Origin of the sequence: Flavobacterium sp. UBA6135 (assembly GCF_002428305.1) — a bacterium.
Taxonomy (GTDB): domain Bacteria; phylum Bacteroidota; class Bacteroidia; order Flavobacteriales; family Flavobacteriaceae; genus Flavobacterium.
The window spans coordinates 1-17,082 of sequence record NZ_DIVJ01000050.1 but is presented as its reverse complement, the minus strand read 5'-3'; the positions used below and the strand labels follow the sequence as shown (position 1 = coordinate 17,082).

Sequence of the window (17,082 nt, the reverse complement as noted above, 5' to 3'; positions counted from 1 at the left end):
ATGTTTGGAAACAGCCTATTAAAAGGAGTTTTTCTTGTAGGTTTAGGAGCCTCAAGCTATGGCATGTTAGCCACTTTTGTAAAATTAGCCTACCAAGAAAAGTACACTACTGCCGAGGTAACTACTGCACAATTTATATTAGGTATCCTAGGTGTTCTGATTATTAATTTTTATCAACGCATTAAAAATAAAAATACAGCAACAAAAGCAACAAAAAAAAATATTTTTCATTTGATGCTTGCCGGAACTTCTTTGGGAATGACGAGTGTTTTTTATTATTTATGTGTTCGCTATATTGACGTTTCCATTGCTATCGTTTTATTAATGCAAACGGTTTGGATGGGCGTTTTACTGGAAATGATTTTGGATAAAAAACTACCATCCGTTCAAAAAATAGTTGCAGTTATCATCGTTTTAATTGGAACTGTTTTGGCAACCAACTTACTAAAAAATGAAATCGAATTGGATTGGAGAGGTTTACTCTGGGGAATGTTGGCCGCCACCTCGTTTACAACAACCATGTTTACCGCCAATCGTATTTCACTAGGAATATCATCTGCTCAACGAAGCTTGTACATGCTTTTGGGTGGTGCTGTAATTGTTTTAATTTTTGCACTTAGCACGCAAACAACACCTTTCAGTTTTGAAATATTCATGAAATGGGGGATTATTTTAGCTCTTTTCGGAACGATAATCCCCCCAATGCTGTTGAATGCAGGTTTCCCACATACCGGAATTGGATTAGGAAGCATCGTGGCGTCATTAGAACTTCCTGTATCCGTTTTGATGGCTTATTTTCTTCTAAATGAAATAGTTAACTTTACACAATGGCTTGGAATTATTCTAATTCTTATTGCCATTATTATAATGAACATAAATTTCCGTAAAAAAATTACGTCTTAAGCTGCCATTAAAGCTCTACAATAAGCATTTTATTATTCTTTTTTTATAAATTCGTTTTGAAAACAATCATTCAACAATGAATTTACCTTGGCACTTGTATGTAATGGCTGCTATTTATGTGATAGCAGGGCTAAATCATTTCAGAAATCCCAAACTTTATTTAAAAATCATTCCCCCTTATTTTAAAAATCCTAAGTTATTGAACAAACTTTCCGGATTTTTTGAAATAATTCTGGGAATTTTTCTATGCCTTCCTTTATTTACATCAATCGCAGCATGGGGAATTATTGCACTCTTAGTGGCTGTTTTTCCTGCTAATTTATATATGTATCAAAACGAAAAAGCCGCTTTAGGTTTACCAAAGTGGTTTCGCTTAGTCCGATTGCCATTACAGCTAGGTCTGATTTTTTGGGCCTATCAATACACTAGTCTATTCTAAATCTTTAACAGCACCTAAAAGGAAATTATAAATAAAAAAGCTCCAACATAGCATTTCAAAACGATAGTATAAATCTGTTGCTTTTTTTATTTTTACATCATGAAATCATTATTCCCGAAAGAAAAAATTGTTTTTGATTTACCTGATGCCCAAATCGAGTATTATCCCGAATTTTTCGATGTTGAAAAAGCAGATTTGCTATTTCAAAAATTAAAAACCGAAATTCCCTGGCAACAAGATCACATCACCGTTTTTGGAAAAACTCATTTGCAACCACGTCTTACCGCTTTATACGGTAATGACGGAAAAACATATTCGTATTCAAACATCATCATGCGTCCTCACAAATGGAACGCATTGCTATTGTATATAAAAAATGAAATTGAAGAAATTTGTTCAGAAAACTTTACCACTGTTTTACTCAATTTATATCGAGACGGAAAAGACAGTAACGGATGGCATGCTGACAATGAAAAAGAATTAGGCAAAAATCCGGTGATTGCTTCTGTAAGTTTTGGAGCAGAAAGAAGTTTTCACTTACAACACAATGCTATTAAAGAAGCCAAACAAAAAATAATTTTAGAGCATGGTAGTTTATTAATAATGAAAGGAACAACACAGCATTTTTGGAAACATCAAATTCCGAAAACGGCTAAACCAATAGAAGAACGGGTTAATTTAACTTTTAGAATTATAAAATAAACAACATTAAAAGTTGCGTTAAATAAACTTTTCTATTCTAAATTTTAGTATTTTAGTTTAATAATTCATCCACAATGAATGCTATAATTGATTATTTTGAAACGATTTCCTCTTTCCACAGAGGTTTAATTTTGGTTGGTGGCATTGCCATTTTTTGGCTTATCGAAAATGCTTTCCCGCTTTTTAAGATGCAATACAATAAAGTTGAACATGCCGGAATCAATATTTTTTTTACGGCTACAACAATTGTGGTCAACTTTGTGATGGCATTCATCTTATTGTTGGCCGCAGATTTCACCATTCAACAAAATATTGGAATTCTACAATGGTTACCATCTATGAATATCTGGGTATATACCATTCTTGGATTGTTGCTTTTAGATTTAATTGGAGCTTATCTTGTTCATTTGGTAGAACACAAAGTAAAATTTTTATGGCGATTTCATCTGATACATCACACAGATACTTGGATTGACACCACTTCGGCAAACCGCCATCATCCCGGAGAAAGTGTGATTCGTTTTGCTTTTACGGTTTTAGGAGTTCTAATTGTTGGGAGTCCGATGTGGATGGTTTTCTTATACCAATCGCTGTCTGTAGTTTTTTCACAATTTAATCATGCAAATATTCCCTTGCCAAAAAAAATTGATAAATTTTTAAGTTATTTTATCATTTCGCCAGACATGCATAAAGTGCATCATCATTACAAGCTGCCTTATACGGACAGCAATTATGGCAACATTTTTTCTTTTTGGGATCGCCTTTTTGGAACTTACAAATACTTAGAAAGAGAACAAATTGTTTATGGTGTAGATACACACATGAAACCGGAAGAAAACAACCAACTGGAAAATCTTTTAAAAATTCCTTTTCAAAAGTATAGAAACCCTAAAAGTTAAAAACCAAAAAAAAAGAACCGTAATTAAAAAGTAATTTATTTTTTTATTAATATTGAGTTAGAATTTGACTATTAAAAATTTTAAAACAACATCAGTGCTTTTGAACTAATGAAAAAAAGTAAAAGAGTGGAATTAGATAACGAACAAACAGAACGCGTTGTCAGCATGGCTCAAGAAGAAAAAAAACCTTTTGAGGTGATTAAAGTGGAATTTGGTATTTCCGAAAATGAAGTCACCGAGATAATGAGAAAAAAACTTTCAAAGGATAATTTTGAACTTTGGAAAAAGAAAGTTACGGCCAGTAAACCCAAACCAAAACCCATTATTGATGATTTTGATGATTTAGACAGTAAATATTACATTAAAAATAAATTTGATTAACTAATTTTAACTCTTGTTCAGCAAGAGTTTTTTTGTTTTAACCTTTACTTTGCATAAAATTCAATTTAATGCTTTCAATTAAAAAAGAGTTTACCGAAATTGAAATAGATCGCATTATAGAAATGGCTTGGGAAGACAGAACGCCTTTTGAAGCCATAACCTTCCAATTTGGTATTTCTGAACAAGAAACCATTGCAATCATGCGTCGTGAGATGAAACCTTCCAGTTTCAAAATGTGGCGAGAACGCGTTCAAGGAAGAACCACCAAACATGCCAAACTGCGTGGTAATGGCATTGACAGATTCAAATGTACTTTGCAAAGACAAATCACACACAACAAAATTTCAAAAAGATAAGACCATTTCTTAGAGCTAAACTATTATGTAATTTTTAGTACATTTATGGCCTAATTCTATTTAAAAATGAAAAAATCATTGGTGCTTTTTGCCTTTTTATGTTCATACATCACTTTTGCTCAAGATATTGTTGGAGACTGGAAAGGAACACTAAAAGTGATGGGAACTGACTTAGAACTCCAATTCAACTTTGCAAAAAACAATGAGAATTATGTGGGTAATTTGAGTGTCCCACAACAAAAAGCAATGGGAATTCAACTTACAGCGGTTAAATTTGAAAACAATACATTAGATATTTTTATTGAAGATGCAACCATTACCTATTCAGCAAAATTAAATGCAAACAACGAACTGGTTGGCAAATTTTCTCAAAGAGGTCAAGAATTTGATTTAACTTTAGTTAAAGGTTTTACTGAAATAATAAAACCAAACAGACCACAAGAACCCAAAGCTCCTTTTGATTATACCATTGAAGAAGTTATTTTTGAAAATAAAAAAGACAATGCCACTTTATCAGGTACACTAACCTATCCTAAAAATAAAAAATCCTTTCCAACAGTAATTTTAATTTCGGGAAGCGGACCACAAGATAGAAATTCAGAAATTTTCCATCACAAACCTTTTTGGGTGATAGCGGATTATTTGACCAAAAATGGCATTGCCGTTTTGCGTTATGACGACCGAGGTGTTGGCAAATCAACCGGTGATCGCAAACTGGCAACTTCAAACGATTTTGCTACTGATGTTGAAGCTGCAATTTCTTTTTTAAAAACAAAAAAGCAAATTGACCCAAAAAAAATTGGTTTAATTGGTCATAGTGAAGGCGGAATGATTGCTCAAATTGTCGCTTCAAAAGACAAATCAATCGCTTTTATTGTACTCCTTGCCTCTCCAGGAATTCCAGGGAATGAGTTATTGAAAGAACAAGCTCATCGAATTGGTAAAGCTGCCGGAATGACTGAAGAAGAACTTGTTAAAGCCGGAAAAACCAATGAAACTATTTATAATTTAGTAAAAAGTGATTTGAACCAAAGTGATTTGGTAGCTCAATTGAATGCTGTGATGTCTGAAAACTTGAAAGAAAACATGCTGTTTCAAATGCAAAGCCCGGAAGAAAAAGAGAAAACACTAACACAACAAACGCAAGGAATTACGGTGCCTTGGTTCAGATATTTTATGCGTTTCAATCCGAGTGACTATATCGAAAAAATAAAATGCCCGATTCTTGCCTTAAATGGAGACAAAGACCTTCAAGTTATTGCTGAATCGAACTTAACCGCCATTGCTGAAGCAGTAAAAAAAGCAGGTCACAAAAATAGCACTATTAAGGAATACCCCAATTTGAACCACCTTTTTCAAGAAAGCGAAACCGGTAAAATTGAAGAATATGAAACATTAGAACAAACTTTTTCTCCTGAAGTTCTAAAAGATATTAAAAACTGGATACTGCTTCAAAAATAAATTGGTTCAAAAAGTTGTAACACTATTTTTAAAGCTACTTGTAACTTTAAAGCCCTAAATCATACATACAGATAAAACAATAACTATGAAAAATTACTTTGCCTCATTTTACTTAACAAGCCTATTGCTTTTTTCGGTTTCTTTTTCATTTGGACAGTCTAAAACCAATGAAATTCAAGTGACAATGGATTTGGTTAACATCAATAAAGATCGTGTTGCGGTGACTGTTACACCTCCAAAAATCAACACAAATGAAACCACTTTTTATGTTCCGAAAATAATTCCGGGAACCTATTCAGAGGATAATTATGGCCGCTATTTGGACAACTTCAAAGCCTATGATGCCAAAGGAAAAGAACTTCCGGTAGCAAAAATGGACGAAAACTCTTGGGTCATAAAAGATGCCAAAAAGTTGGCTAAAGTAACCTACTTAGTCAATGATACTTATGATTCAGAAACCGGTACCGAATTTGGTCAAGGGGATATTTTTTCTCCAGCAGGTACCAACATCGAAGAAGGCGTTAATTTTGTAATTAACAACCATGCCTTTGTGGGGTATTTCAAAGACTTAAAAGAACTTCCCTATCGTTTATCCGTTACAAAACCTGAAAATTTGCATGGGGCTACAGCAATGGATAACTTGGATAAAAGTGCAACAAAAGATGTTTTTCTTGCTTCGCGTTATGCGGAATTGGTGGATAATCCTATCTTATATACAAAATCGCAGTTTAAAACATTCATGGTCGATGATATGGAAATCATCTTGAGTGTTTACTCCCCAAACAATCGCTACTCAGAGGTCGATTTTAAAGAAGCGATGGAAACCATGATGATCGCTCAAAAAAGATTTTTAGGGCCAATTGACAACACCAAACGTTATGCTATTTTACTCTATTTATCTGACTTTGAAAAAGAGGATGCCAAAGGTTTTGGAGCCTTAGAACACAACACGTCAACCGTGGTCGTTATGCCGGAAGCAATGCCAATTGAAGAATTAATCAAAAGCATGGTGGATGTTGTTTCGCACGAATTTTTTCATATCGTGACTCCTTTAAGTGTGCATTCTAAAGAAATTCACTATTTCGATTTTAATACCCCAAAAATGTCACAACATTTGTGGATGTATGAAGGAATTACAGAATATTTTGCCAACTTATTTCAAGTCAATCAAGATTTAATCAGTGACACCGAATTTTTTGAACGCATTGCAACCAAAGTAAACAACTCAAAACGCTTTGATGATACCATGCCTTTTACAAAAATGAGTGCAGAAATTTTAAGCAAACAATACAAAGACGCTTATTTGAATGTTTATGAAAAAGGAGCATTAATTGCCATGTGTTTAGACATTCAAATTAGAGAAAGCAGTAATGGCGAAAGCGGAATTTTAGACCTAATGCAAAAACTTTCAAAAGAATATGGAAACACCAAGCCATTTGAAGACCATGAATTGTTTGACAAAATTGTTTCGTTAACCTATCCGGAAATCAGAACCTTTTTAGAAACATATGTTTCCGGTTCAACGCCAATTCCATATGAAACCTATTTTGAAAAAATGGGGGTGACTAAATCAAAAATTCAAGTTCCCGGCAATGTTTTTTTAAAAGGACAATCTCCTTATATCACTGTAAATCCAAATACGAAAGAAATCATTATAATTCCGGGTATTGAACTGAATCCGTTCATGAAAGAATTAGGATTACAAGGCGGTGATATCATTTTGGCTGTTGACAATACCGCATATAATTTAGACAATATTTATGACATGTTGGTGGGAAGTATGTCTTGGAAAGAAAACGACCTTATTGTTTTTAAAGTCAAACGTAACGACAAAGAAATGGATTTGAAAGGGACTGTAAAAATTCCTTATGAAGAAATGGATGGTTATCAAGCCACAGATGCGTCCAAAAAAGAATTGTTGGAAGCTTGGTTAAGAGGTTAAAATCATTAAAAAATACTACATCCCTGATTCTAAAGATTCAGGGATTTTTTTTTGAATAAAAGTAAGCTTCAAAAACCTATTGTGTTTTTCAAAAAATCATTATTTTGCACACAAATATATACGAATGAAAAACCCACCTTTTTTTACAGACGACACCATAGTTTTTGGATTATTAATGCTCTTATTGGGTTTTGTTTTTTATACTTCTTCCCAAAAAGAAGGTTTTTGGAAAAAATTCTATGTGATTTTCCCATCACTGTTAATGTGCTATTTGTTGCCTTCAATTTTCAGTTCGTTAAATATTATTGCTCCTGAATGGAAAGAGGTTGCAGAAAATGGTGAAGTCATTACAAAAAAATCATCGGTTTACTATGTGGCTAGTCGTTTTTTACTACCTGCAGCCTTGGTTTTAATGACGTTAAGCATTGATTTAAAAGCCATGTTTAAATTAGGCCCAAAAGCGTTAATCATGTTTTTCACAGGAACCATCGGAATCATTATTGGTGGACCTATTGCCATATTAATCATTTCTGTATTTTCCCCCGAAACTATTGGTGGAGCCGGACCGGATGCGGTTTGGAGAGGATTGTCTACCTTGGCAGGAAGTTGGATTGGCGGAGGAGCCAACCAAGCGGCAATGCTAGAAATCTTCAAATACAACCAAGAAAAATACGGAGCCATGGTATTAGTAGATATTGTGGTTGCCAACATATGGATGGCTGTTTTATTATTTGGAATTGGCAGAAAAGAACGAATTGACAAATGGTTAAAAGCCGACAACAGTTCGATTGAAGAACTAAAAAACAAAGTTTCCAATTATGCTGCTAGCGTAACCCGAAATCCGAGTTTAACTGATTTTATGATTATTCTGGGCATTGCCTTTACGGCAGTTGGACTTTCGCATTGGGGAAGCAACTCCATTTCTGATTTTCTGAAAGCCAATTTTGAAGCCGTTAACGACCCTACTAGTTTTGTATCTACATTTGGTGATCGCTTCTTTTGGATGGTAACCTTTGCAACCGCCTTAGGCATCTTCTTTTCGTTTACAAAACTCAAACAATACGAAGGTGCTGGTGCGAGTAAAATAGGGAGTGTTTTTATCTATATTTTAGTCGCATCAATTGGTATGAAAATGGATTTAGGTTCCGTTTTGAGCAATCCCGGTCTTTTGGTTGTAGGGTTAGTTTGGATGGCCATTCACGTTTTATTACTGGTTATTGTTGCCAAAATCATAAAAGCACCTTTCTTTTTCTTGGCTGTTGGTAGCAAAGCCAATGTAGGAGGTGCTGCTTCCGCACCAATTATCGCTTCTGCTTTCCATCCATCGCTGGCAAGTGTAGGCGTTTTATTAGCAGTTTTTGGCTATGTAGTAGGAACCTATGGTGCGTTACTTTGTGCCTATCTTATGGAAATCGCTTCTCCTTTATAAATTTATATTATACCTAATTAAACAACTTCATGAAACAAACATTTTTCGGATTATTGCTTTTACTAGTAGGCATATCATGTACCAACGATAAAAAATCCGAGGCCAACTTACACCTTTCAGGAACAATCAAAGGACTAAAAAAAGGAACGCTTTACATTCAAAAATTTTCAGACTCCACTTTAGTAATGGTTGATTCTATTGCAATTGACGGAAAATCAACTTTTGAAAGTCATCTAACAATTGACTCCCCGGAAATGCTCTATCTTTATTTGGACAAAGGTGTTACGAATTCTATAGACAATAGCTTATTTGTATTTGCAGAACCCGGAAACATGACGATTGAAACCACATTGGAATCTTTTTACAAAAATGTAAAAGTTACCGGTTCCAAAAATCACGAGCTGTATTTAGAATACAAAAAAATAAACGAACCATTTGTCAATCTTAATCTTGACCTCATTCAAAATGAATTAAAAGCAAGTAAGCTTGAACAAAAAACAGTTGTTGACAGTTTAATTAAACAAAAAGATTTGATGACCAAACGCAGGTATTTGCGGGTAATTAATTTTGCTTTAAACAACAAAGAATATGAAGTTTCACCTTATGTGCTTTTGTATGATGTTTACGACGCCAACTTAAAATATTTGGATTCTATTAATAATTCCTATACGGAGAAAATAAAAACTTCCAAATATGGTAAGCTTTTAAAAGAACATATTGAGGAACGAAGAAAAGAACAATCAAACTAACGTTGTGGTAAAAAAATACTATATTTGACTCCTAAAATAAAATCAATTTAGAAGTAAATTTTACTTCAATATGGAATTAAGTGAAAATCTTAAACTGTCGTGCAACTGTGTTTTCCTGATACAAAAGGAATAAGTCAGATACATAAAATTGGTTTTGTTTGAGCATCACGAAAATGCTTAAACCTAAAACTTTTCATAACTAATGAAAGGTTGTCTGGTTTATTCATTTTAAAAACTTTTAAATGAAATACTATGACAGCAGAATTTGAAAAAGCCATTGCAAAATATCACGGAAAACTAAACCTACTTCCATTACCTCTTGTATCTTGGAATGTTTTCTCTAGCAATGATTTAGAAATCAGTGTTTTTAATTCGTTACAAAATCAATGGAAAGATAAAGTTACTTTTGAAAGCATACTACTTTCTAAACCCAAAAGAGAAATTGTAATTACCGATGCAAAATTTAAAATTGTTTTTGCTACACATGGCATTCAACAAATGAACGGATACCATCCGAATGAAGTAATGGGCAAATCTCCCAATATGTTTCAAGGCGAATTAACTTCTGAAACTTCAAAAAACAACATTAGAAAAGCTCTGGCTAAAAATCTTCCTTTTAAAGAAGTTATTTTAAACTACAGAAAAGATGGCACTGTATATCATTGTGAAATCGAAGCCTATCCAAAATTTGACTCTTCTGGAAAATTAGTTCATTATATTGCGTTTGAAAGATTGGCTTCTTAAAATAAAAAAAGGACAACCCTAAAGTTGTCCTTAACAATTGAGCCGATAGAGGGACTCGAACCCACGACCTGCTGATTACAAATCAGCTGCTCTAGCCAGCTGAGCTACACCGGCGTCTCAATTACGAGTGCAAATATAATTTTGAAAATCAATATTCCAAAACAAAAAACACTTTTTTTATCAAAAAAAAAAGATTAAAGTGCGTTTACTTTTTCAACTAATTGAATCGCAGCCGCTTCCAAATCTTTTTCTACTTGCTTTAAATGAGCTCTTCTGTCTTCTGCTGTTTTATCGTTAACTTTAGCGATCAAAGCATCAAAAGTTGTTATTGCTTCATCAATCAATGCATTTGAAGAATCAGTTGGTTTTCCTGTTGTTGTCATCTCGTGGATATAAACCGCCTCGATAATATCACCCATCACATAATTGATGTCCTTTTTCAAATTTCTAATACTTGCCATTTTTATTTTAATTTTAATTGCGGTGCAAAAGTACGTAAAAATTTAGAATTAAATGAATTAGTTTTAAAAACCTAAACCGTAATTTCAAGAACTGTTGCCGTTCCCTTTAACAAAAAGGAAGTTAGTATTGCGGGTAATAAAACAGTATCTCCCGTTCTATACCTATATTTTTCATCCTTTAAATGCAATTCAAAACTACCTTCAGTACACATTAAAACCAAAAATGAGTTGTCATTTTTATCAATAACTATTTCTCCGTTAAGTGGAAGAATATTGGTTTTAAAATAAGGGCAATGAACTATTGGCGTACTTTTATTTTCCGGAGCAGCATATTCTTTTTTAGCAGCAGTTGTTTTATAATTGATAGCATCTACCGCTAACTCGGTGTGCAATTCACGTTCTTTACCAGTAGCATCTACCCTATCCCAATCATATATTCGATAAGTGACATCACTGGTTTGTTGAATTTCTGCAATCACAATTCCGGCTCCAATAGCGTGAATCGTCCCGGTTTCCAATAAGAAAACATCGCCTTTTTTTACCGGAATTTCTTTCAATAAAGAAAGAATAGAATTGGATTCTAAATGCTGTAAATAGTCTTCTCTGGATGAATCTTCTTTGAAACCAACAATCAAACGAGCATTTTCATCAGCTTGCATCACATACCACATTTCGGTTTTCCCAAAAGAATTGTGACGAGCTTTTGCCAATTCATTATTGGGATGCAATTGAATCGATAAATCTTCTTTAGCATCCAAATATTTAAAAAGTAATGGAAATTGTTTTCCAAAATGATTGAAAACTCTCTTTCCTAAAATTTCTTCGGGATATAAATCAATTAATTCATTGAGGTTTTTACCTTTAAATTCACCATTATTGACCACACTTATTGATTCGGGAACTGTTGACAATTCCCAACTTTCACCTGTAATTTTAGAAGTAATAGGCTTGTTCAAATACGTTTTCAACTTAGTTCCGCCCCAAATGCGTTCTTTGAAAATAGGTTCAAACGTGAGTGGATAAAGTGATTTCATATATTTAATTAATTAAGCAAAAATAATCAATTGTATTAATACTTTAGTCGCTCAAAAATTATACTATTTTCTTCAGCATTTGCAATGCTTTTTCAATGTGAATTTTGCCTGATAAGTTATCAAAAATCAATCGAACAATTCCTTTTTCGTCAATCACATAGGTCACACGACCCGGAATGAGACCAAATAAAGCCGTGGGAACACCAAATAAATTGCGTAATTTTTTATCATCATCCGATAAAAGGGTAAAAGGGAGTTGGTGTTTTTTAGAAAATTTTTGATGCGAAGTGGCTGAATCACCACTTACACCGATAACTTCGGTACCTAAATCGGTAAAATCTTGATAAGAATCTCTGAAACTACATGCTTGTTCTGTGCAAACCCGTGTATCATCTTTTGGATAGAAATAAATGACCGCAGGCTTTTTTCCAATCACAGCTGAACTCTCAAAAATGTTACCATTGGAATCTTTTGCTTTGAAATTCGGAACAATATCTCCAACTTTTAAAGCCATATTAATTTCCTTTATACGTTACAAAATTTCGTGGTGTTTCGTATAAAACAACTTCTAAATCTAAAGATTCCTTGATATGTTTACGCAATTTATTCCAAATTACAACGGCAATATTTTCAGCTGTCGGATTCAAATTGGCAAAATCAGTAACGTCTAAATTTAAGTTTTTATGATCAAAAGCATTTTCAATATGTTCTTTTATTAGGTCAGACAGAATTTTTACATCCATTACAAAACCTGTTTCGGGATCAATTTCACCGGTTACACTCACAATCAATTCATAATTGTGTCCGTGATAGTTTGGGTTATTGCATTTACCAAAAACCAAGTCGTTTTTTTCCATCGACCAATCTTTTCGATACAATCGATGAGCAGCATTAAAGTGAGCTTTTCTGGAGACCGTAACTTTCATTTTTTTTTGAAGTTGAAATTGATTTTTGAATTTGATATTTTAAAGTTTGTGTTCTTCAAGGTAATGGTAAAACTCGTCAAAAATAATTTTAAACCAAACGGTATAATTTTCAGATTGGGTTTGAATATCGTCTCTAATGGCTTCAATGCTCATCCACTTCCAACTTTCCACCTCATCGGGATTTATTTTTGGTTCATCATTATAATATCCAATCATCACATGATCGAGTTCGTGTTCAGTTAAACCATTGTCAAAGGGAGCTTTGTAAATAAAATGAAACAATTCTTTCAATTCAGCCGTAAAACCCATTTCTTCATATAATCTTCTGGTTCCGGCTTGAATATTTGTTTCACCTTCTCGTTGGTGACTACAACACGTATTGGTCCATAACAAAGGTGAATGGTATTTTTGATGTGCTCGTTGTTGCAACATCACTTCGTTTTTATCATTCAAAATAAATACAGAAAATGCACGATGCAAAACAGCCTTTTCGTGAGCTTCCAATTTATTCATCAAGCCAATAGGCTCGTCATTTTCATTGACTAAAATTACTTTTTCTTCTGTCATAGCGTTTTTTAAGCTCTTCAAAGGTATGAAAAAGTTCGTTTTTATTTGGATTTATATGGATTTGTGAAAAGTTTAACGGGTGTTGAAGAGAATTTTACTGCGTTAAACACTCTTTAATTTTCAACGCACATTTTTCGCCATCAATAGCTGCAGAAACAATTCCGCCGGCAAATCCTGCTCCTTCTCCACAAGGGTACAAACCTTTAATTTGAGGATGTTCTAAGGTTTGAGTATCTCTCGGAATTCGAACGGGTGATGATGTTCTGCTTTCCGGTGCGTGCAAAATGGCTTCGTTAGTTAAATAACCTCTCATTGATTTCCCGAATTGCAAAAATCCTTCTCGCATAATTTGAGTTAAAAACCCGGGGAAAACTTGACCCATTTCCACTGAAGTTGTTCCGGGAACATAAGATGTTTTGGGAATTGATGAAGAAATTTTATTTTGTGTAAAATCAATCATCCGTTGAGCCGGAACTTTTTGTGTTTGTCCCGCCAAATGCCACGCTTTTTGTTCGATAGCTTTTTGAAATTCCATTCCGGCTAACGGTCCGAATTTGGCAAATGGTTTAAAATCTTCTAATTTTAATTCGACCACAATTCCGGAATTGGCGGTGGCTTGATCTCTTTTGGATGGCGACCAACCATTCGTTACCACTTCGCCCGGACTTGTGGCACACGGAGCAATCACGCCGCCGGGACACATACAAAATGAATACATACCACGACCATTTACTTGCTTTACGATGGAATACGGAGCCGGTGGTAAATAGTCCCCGCGAAAATCACAACTGTATTGAATGCTGTCTATCAGTTCTTGAGGATGCTCGGCACGAACACCTAATGCGAAAGGTTTGGCTTCGATAAGTATTTTTTTTCTATCCAATAATTCAAAAATATCACGAGCCGAATGTCCCGTGGCTAAAATTACTTTATTAGCTGAAATTGTTTCTCCTTTTTGGGTAACAATTCCTTGCATTTCATTGTTTTTGACAATAAAATCGGTGACACGGGTTTCAAACAAAACTTGTCCGCCACATTCAATGATTTTTTCTCGAATATCTTGAATAATTTGTGGCAATTTATTAGTTCCAATATGTGGATGTGCTTCTACTAAAATATCCGGAGAAGCTCCGAAACCGACTAATAATGCTAAAATTCTATCCACATCCCCTCGTTTTTTGGAACGCGTGTATAATTTTCCATCAGAATAGGTTCCTGCCCCACCTTCACCAAAACAATAATTGGAGTCTTCGTTGACGATATGATCAACGTTGATGGCTTTTAAATCACGACGGCGACCACGAACATCTTTTCCACGTTCGATAACGATGGGTTTTAAACCAACTTCAATGAGTTGAAGAGCTGCAAAAAGTCCGGCCGGACCAGCACCTATAACAATCACTTCTTGTTGATTGGCAACATTCGGATAATTAGGTAATTCGATTTTTTGTTCAGAAAAAGGTTCGTCTTGAAAGAAAATCAGCAATTTTAAATTGACTTTAATGGCTTTTTGACGAGCATCAATCGAACGTTTAAGAATGGAAATATGTTGAACTTCTGATACTGAAGTCCGAATGATTTTTGCTACATGATCTTTTAGTAAAAAATCATTGGCAGCAACTTCGGGTGCAACTTGAATGAGAAGCTCTTTAGGCATTGTTATTTTTTTGGCAAAAGTAATTAAAAGAAATCTATTTTATTTCCTCAAACGCTCTCAATGCAAACGAAGCCAACCAATGCTCGCCTTCATAATTCCCATCAACAACAGAAGGAAGTGAAAAATTGAGGTGTTTTTCTGCTAATGGTTTTAAGTGAGAAAATTGTTTTGGATATAAGGTTATCAAATGATAAAAATTCCAGGCACGACTAAAATTTAAACCATCCAAATGCACTAAATGGCCATCGGTTCGGTCTGAAACTCGAGCGACTTGCCAACTGAAATCTTTCTTAAAAATGTTTTTACTAAACTTTTTCAACCACGATAAAAATTCCTTCTCCGGTAAAATCCGACACATTATTCCAATTTCTTCCATGCATGGCGAGAGGAAATCGGTGCCGCTGGGTTCCCAATTGATTGGACAATTTTCATCGGATAAAAATAATCGTTTCGCATTATCAATTAGTAGATATTGAAACTCTTTATCGTTTGAATAGACAGCATAATCCCATGCAAATGTGAGTCCGAAGGCAGTGTTATTATGCGTTCCGGCTCGAACGGGATAAAGTAATTTAGGCAAAAACTCATGATAACGTGTAACTAATAAATCCGTCAGTGGCTTTAGATTTTGAGCCAGTTCTTTTGCAAAAGGTGCTGCACTGATTTCTAATTCTAATTGTAATTTCAATAACCAATTCCAACCATAGGTTCGTTCAAATGATTTTTCGTGATTTTTAGAGAAATAATCAATTTCAACTTGAATATTTTCTTTGGAAAGATTGGTTTGTAATTTTTGAATTATCTCCTCTTTATTATTTAAATCCGGAAAATTATTCAACAAATACACCAAACTCCAATGACCATGAACAGAAGAATGCCAATCAAAACAACCGTAAAAAGCAGGGTGTAATTTTTTGGGTGAATGAATTTCGGTTTCATTCAAAAGCAGTTGTCCTAATTTGTTAGGGTATTCTTGTTGCAAACATTTTAGCGGAAGCGTTGCCAAATGATTGGCTTGTTCCAAAGAAAGTTTTTGGGCAATTATTCCGTTTGTAAATAAAAGTAATCCAATTAGGATGTTTTTCATAAAAATGAATTTATTTTTGCAATAAAAAAATGTCCAGAAAGATAAAATTAATTTGGGACTTTAGAGGACCCGCTTCCGCAAAAACAGCAGAACATCATGAAATTCATTTAAAAGAATTCATAGAAGCTGAAAAATTACCAATAAATATAACCGGATTTGAAGTGTATCACGAAATGCAAGCTAGTGCTTTTATGGTCGTATTCGAAGAAAACATGATTGCTGTTCGAGATGCTTTGAAACCACATCGAGGGGAGATTTTTAGTGAGTAGTAAGCAGTTTTTAGTATTCAACACCGCCAATTAAAAACTGCTTACTGTCAACTAATTCGCTACTTCACTAATAAATTTAATCCGCATCAAACGCAATTCTTCAATATCGTAATCTCCGTCAAATTCTTTTAAAGCTTCTTCAATTTTATCAGTTTGTGAATCCATAAAATAATCGTGAATTTCCTCTTGTTGGTCTTCATCCAAAATTTCATCAATCCAATATTTGATATTTAACTTGGTGCCGGAATATACAATCTGCTCCATTTCTTTCAGCAAATTATCCATAGATAGACCTTTTGCTTTAGCAATATCTTCTAAAGACAATTTTCTGTCAATGTTTTGAATAATGTATAATTTATTGGCAGAATTGGCTCCTGTTGATTTTACCACTAAATCATCCGGACGAATAATATCATTTTCCTCAACATAACGAGCAATTATATCTACAAAAGGTTTGCCGTATTTTTTTGCTTTACCCTCACCTACTCCGTGAACATTGCTCAACTCTTCAATAGATATCGGATATTTTAGAGCCATATCTTCTAGTGAAGGGTCTTGAAAAACCACAAAAGGTGGGACACCTAATTTTTTGGCTTCTTTTTTTCTTAAGTCTTTAAGTATAGCCATCAAAGCTTCATCGGCAGTTCCGGTAAATTTTGAAGCAGTTACAATAGCTTCATCTTCTTCTTCACTGTATTCATGATCTTCGGTCATGAAAAAAGAGGTAGGATTTTTAATGTAATTTGCTCCTTTTTCAGACAACTTCAAAATACCATAAGTTTCAATATCTTTGGTAAGCAATCCTTCCACTAATACTTGTCTGATTAATGCCATCCAGTAGCGTTCGTCATGGTCTTTTCCACATCCAAACAATGATAAAGTATCCGTTTTGTGTGCCTTGATAACAGCATTTATTTTACCCATTAAGGTAAAAACAATTTCTTTGGATTTGTATAAATGTTTGGTAGCACGTACTACTTCTAACACTTTTACTACATTGTCTTTGGCTTCCACTTTGGTTTTTGGATTTCTAACATTATCATCCATATCCCCACCATCACCGGTTTCATTGTCAA

The 17,082-nt window shown here is 34.1% G+C and carries 20 protein-coding genes and 1 tRNA gene; 12 read left to right on the top strand and 9 right to left on the bottom strand.

Features of this window, described 5'->3' with window-relative positions; all coding sequences use genetic code 11:
- The 11 genes from B3L86_RS12975 (at position 1) to B3L86_RS12925 (ending at position 10,005) form a co-directional block, all read left to right on the top strand.
- On the top strand, positions 1 to 903 hold the full coding sequence (locus tag B3L86_RS12975; protein WP_291120014.1) for an EamA family transporter: 903 nt from the start codon (positions 1 to 3) through the stop codon (positions 901 to 903).
- Between the two features lie 76 nt (positions 904 to 979).
- Complete coding sequence (locus B3L86_RS12970) at positions 980 to 1,342, top strand: DoxX family protein (protein WP_291120011.1); 363 nt, start codon at positions 980 to 982, stop codon at positions 1,340 to 1,342.
- A gap of 99 nt (positions 1,343 to 1,441) precedes the next feature.
- Entirely contained in the window at positions 1,442 to 2,044 is a 603-nt protein-coding gene (locus tag B3L86_RS12965) for an alpha-ketoglutarate-dependent dioxygenase AlkB family protein (RefSeq protein ID WP_291120008.1), read from the top strand.
- 74 nt (positions 2,045 to 2,118) lie between these two features.
- Positions 2,119 to 2,943, top strand: coding sequence for a sterol desaturase family protein (locus tag B3L86_RS12960; RefSeq protein WP_291120005.1), 825 nt, complete (start codon positions 2,119 to 2,121; stop codon positions 2,941 to 2,943).
- A gap of 108 nt (positions 2,944 to 3,051) precedes the next feature.
- Positions 3,052 to 3,324 (top strand): TIGR03643 family protein, encoded by a 273-nt coding sequence (locus B3L86_RS12955; protein ID WP_291120002.1) that lies wholly within the window; start codon positions 3,052 to 3,054, stop codon positions 3,322 to 3,324.
- Between the two features lie 68 nt (positions 3,325 to 3,392).
- Positions 3,393 to 3,680, top strand: a complete 288-nt coding sequence (locus B3L86_RS12950) for a TIGR03643 family protein (protein WP_291119999.1) — start codon at positions 3,393 to 3,395, stop codon at positions 3,678 to 3,680.
- Positions 3,681 to 3,746: 66 nt separating this feature from the next.
- Positions 3,747 to 5,141, top strand: a complete 1,395-nt coding sequence (locus B3L86_RS12945; protein ID WP_291119996.1) for an alpha/beta hydrolase family protein — start codon at positions 3,747 to 3,749, stop codon at positions 5,139 to 5,141.
- A gap of 85 nt (positions 5,142 to 5,226) precedes the next feature.
- On the top strand, positions 5,227 to 7,083 hold the full coding sequence (locus tag B3L86_RS12940; protein WP_291119993.1) for a peptidase M61: 1,857 nt from the start codon (positions 5,227 to 5,229) through the stop codon (positions 7,081 to 7,083).
- A gap of 124 nt (positions 7,084 to 7,207) precedes the next feature.
- Positions 7,208 to 8,512, top strand: a complete 1,305-nt coding sequence (locus B3L86_RS12935; RefSeq protein WP_291119982.1) for a DUF819 domain-containing protein — start codon at positions 7,208 to 7,210, stop codon at positions 8,510 to 8,512.
- A gap of 29 nt (positions 8,513 to 8,541) precedes the next feature.
- Positions 8,542 to 9,261, top strand: a complete 720-nt coding sequence (locus B3L86_RS12930) for a DUF4369 domain-containing protein (RefSeq protein WP_291119980.1) — start codon at positions 8,542 to 8,544, stop codon at positions 9,259 to 9,261.
- A gap of 252 nt (positions 9,262 to 9,513) precedes the next feature.
- Entirely contained in the window at positions 9,514 to 10,005 is a 492-nt protein-coding gene (locus B3L86_RS12925; protein ID WP_291119977.1) for a PAS domain-containing protein, read from the top strand.
- 40 nt (positions 10,006 to 10,045) lie between these two features.
- On the opposite strand, the gene B3L86_RS12920 is transcribed toward B3L86_RS12925, so the two are convergent.
- The 8 genes from B3L86_RS12920 to B3L86_RS12885 all read right to left on the bottom strand — a co-directional run bounded on the left by B3L86_RS12920 (position 10,046) and on the right by B3L86_RS12885 (position 15,737).
- Positions 10,046 to 10,119, bottom strand: a tRNA-Thr gene (locus B3L86_RS12920).
- Positions 10,120 to 10,199: 80 nt separating this feature from the next.
- A complete protein-coding gene (locus B3L86_RS12915) occupies positions 10,200 to 10,466 on the bottom strand; it encodes a hypothetical protein (protein WP_188360717.1) in 267 nt (88 codons plus the stop codon).
- Between the two features lie 71 nt (positions 10,467 to 10,537).
- Complete coding sequence (locus tag B3L86_RS12910) at positions 10,538 to 11,500, bottom strand: type I phosphomannose isomerase catalytic subunit (RefSeq protein ID WP_291119972.1); 963 nt, start codon at positions 11,498 to 11,500, stop codon at positions 10,538 to 10,540.
- A 58-nt stretch (positions 11,501 to 11,558) separates the two neighbouring features.
- A complete protein-coding gene (locus tag B3L86_RS12905; RefSeq protein WP_291119969.1) occupies positions 11,559 to 12,014 on the bottom strand; it encodes a peroxiredoxin in 456 nt (151 codons plus the stop codon).
- 1 nt (position 12,015) lies between these two features.
- Positions 12,016 to 12,426, bottom strand: coding sequence for a 6-pyruvoyl trahydropterin synthase family protein (locus B3L86_RS12900; protein WP_291119966.1), 411 nt, complete (start codon positions 12,424 to 12,426; stop codon positions 12,016 to 12,018).
- 39 nt (positions 12,427 to 12,465) lie between these two features.
- Positions 12,466 to 12,993, bottom strand: coding sequence for an isopentenyl-diphosphate Delta-isomerase (idi, locus tag B3L86_RS12895; RefSeq protein ID WP_291119963.1), 528 nt, complete (start codon positions 12,991 to 12,993; stop codon positions 12,466 to 12,468).
- 94 nt (positions 12,994 to 13,087) lie between these two features.
- Positions 13,088 to 14,650 carry an NAD(P)/FAD-dependent oxidoreductase gene (locus tag B3L86_RS12890; RefSeq protein WP_291119961.1) on the bottom strand — a complete coding sequence of 521 codons (1,563 nt, stop codon included), beginning with the start codon at positions 14,648 to 14,650 and terminating at the stop codon, positions 13,088 to 13,090.
- 34 nt (positions 14,651 to 14,684) lie between these two features.
- Positions 14,685 to 15,737, bottom strand: a complete 1,053-nt coding sequence (locus tag B3L86_RS12885) for a DUF2891 domain-containing protein (protein ID WP_291119952.1) — start codon at positions 15,735 to 15,737, stop codon at positions 14,685 to 14,687.
- Between the two features lie 29 nt (positions 15,738 to 15,766).
- Between B3L86_RS12885 and B3L86_RS12880 the strand changes: the two genes are divergently transcribed.
- Positions 15,767 to 16,006, top strand: a complete 240-nt coding sequence (locus B3L86_RS12880) for a hypothetical protein (protein WP_291119949.1) — start codon at positions 15,767 to 15,769, stop codon at positions 16,004 to 16,006.
- Between the two features lie 51 nt (positions 16,007 to 16,057).
- On the opposite strand, the gene B3L86_RS12875 is transcribed toward B3L86_RS12880, so the two are convergent.
- Positions 16,058 to 17,082 (bottom strand): RQC domain-containing protein (locus B3L86_RS12875; protein ID WP_291119946.1); only part of this gene is annotated, 1,025 nt, incomplete at its 5' end.

Bases quoted from the DNA above. Each gene is read 5' to 3' on its own strand.
- B3L86_RS12955 (WP_291120002.1), top strand. From the start codon at position 3,052: ATGAAAAAAAGTAAAAGAGTGGAATTAGATAACGAACAAACAGAACGC.
- B3L86_RS12975 (WP_291120014.1), top strand. From the start codon at position 1: ATGTTTGGAAACAGCCTATTAAAAGGAGTTTTTCTTGTAGGTTTAGGA.
- B3L86_RS12890 (WP_291119961.1), bottom strand. From the start codon at position 14,650: ATGCCTAAAGAGCTTCTCATTCAAGTTGCACCCGAAGTTGCTGCCAAT.
- B3L86_RS12900 (WP_291119966.1), bottom strand. From the start codon at position 12,426: ATGAAAGTTACGGTCTCCAGAAAAGCTCACTTTAATGCTGCTCATCGA.
- B3L86_RS12930 (WP_291119980.1), top strand. From the start codon at position 8,542: ATGAAACAAACATTTTTCGGATTATTGCTTTTACTAGTAGGCATATCA.
- B3L86_RS12880 (WP_291119949.1), top strand. From the start codon at position 15,767: ATGTCCAGAAAGATAAAATTAATTTGGGACTTTAGAGGACCCGCTTCC.
- B3L86_RS12965 (WP_291120008.1), top strand. From the start codon at position 1,442: ATGAAATCATTATTCCCGAAAGAAAAAATTGTTTTTGATTTACCTGAT.
- B3L86_RS12950 (WP_291119999.1), top strand. From the start codon at position 3,393: ATGCTTTCAATTAAAAAAGAGTTTACCGAAATTGAAATAGATCGCATT.
- B3L86_RS12925 (WP_291119977.1), top strand. From the start codon at position 9,514: ATGACAGCAGAATTTGAAAAAGCCATTGCAAAATATCACGGAAAACTA.
- B3L86_RS12905 (WP_291119969.1), bottom strand. From the start codon at position 12,014: ATGGCTTTAAAAGTTGGAGATATTGTTCCGAATTTCAAAGCAAAAGAT.
- B3L86_RS12945 (WP_291119996.1), top strand. From the start codon at position 3,747: ATGAAAAAATCATTGGTGCTTTTTGCCTTTTTATGTTCATACATCACT.
- idi (WP_291119963.1), bottom strand. From the start codon at position 12,993: ATGACAGAAGAAAAAGTAATTTTAGTCAATGAAAATGACGAGCCTATT.
- B3L86_RS12935 (WP_291119982.1), top strand. From the start codon at position 7,208: ATGAAAAACCCACCTTTTTTTACAGACGACACCATAGTTTTTGGATTA.
- B3L86_RS12915 (WP_188360717.1), bottom strand. From the start codon at position 10,466: ATGGCAAGTATTAGAAATTTGAAAAAGGACATCAATTATGTGATGGGT.
- B3L86_RS12910 (WP_291119972.1), bottom strand. From the start codon at position 11,500: ATGAAATCACTTTATCCACTCACGTTTGAACCTATTTTCAAAGAACGC.
- B3L86_RS12960 (WP_291120005.1), top strand. From the start codon at position 2,119: ATGAATGCTATAATTGATTATTTTGAAACGATTTCCTCTTTCCACAGA.
- B3L86_RS12940 (WP_291119993.1), top strand. From the start codon at position 5,227: ATGAAAAATTACTTTGCCTCATTTTACTTAACAAGCCTATTGCTTTTT.
- B3L86_RS12885 (WP_291119952.1), bottom strand. From the start codon at position 15,737: ATGAAAAACATCCTAATTGGATTACTTTTATTTACAAACGGAATAATT.
- B3L86_RS12970 (WP_291120011.1), top strand. From the start codon at position 980: ATGAATTTACCTTGGCACTTGTATGTAATGGCTGCTATTTATGTGATA.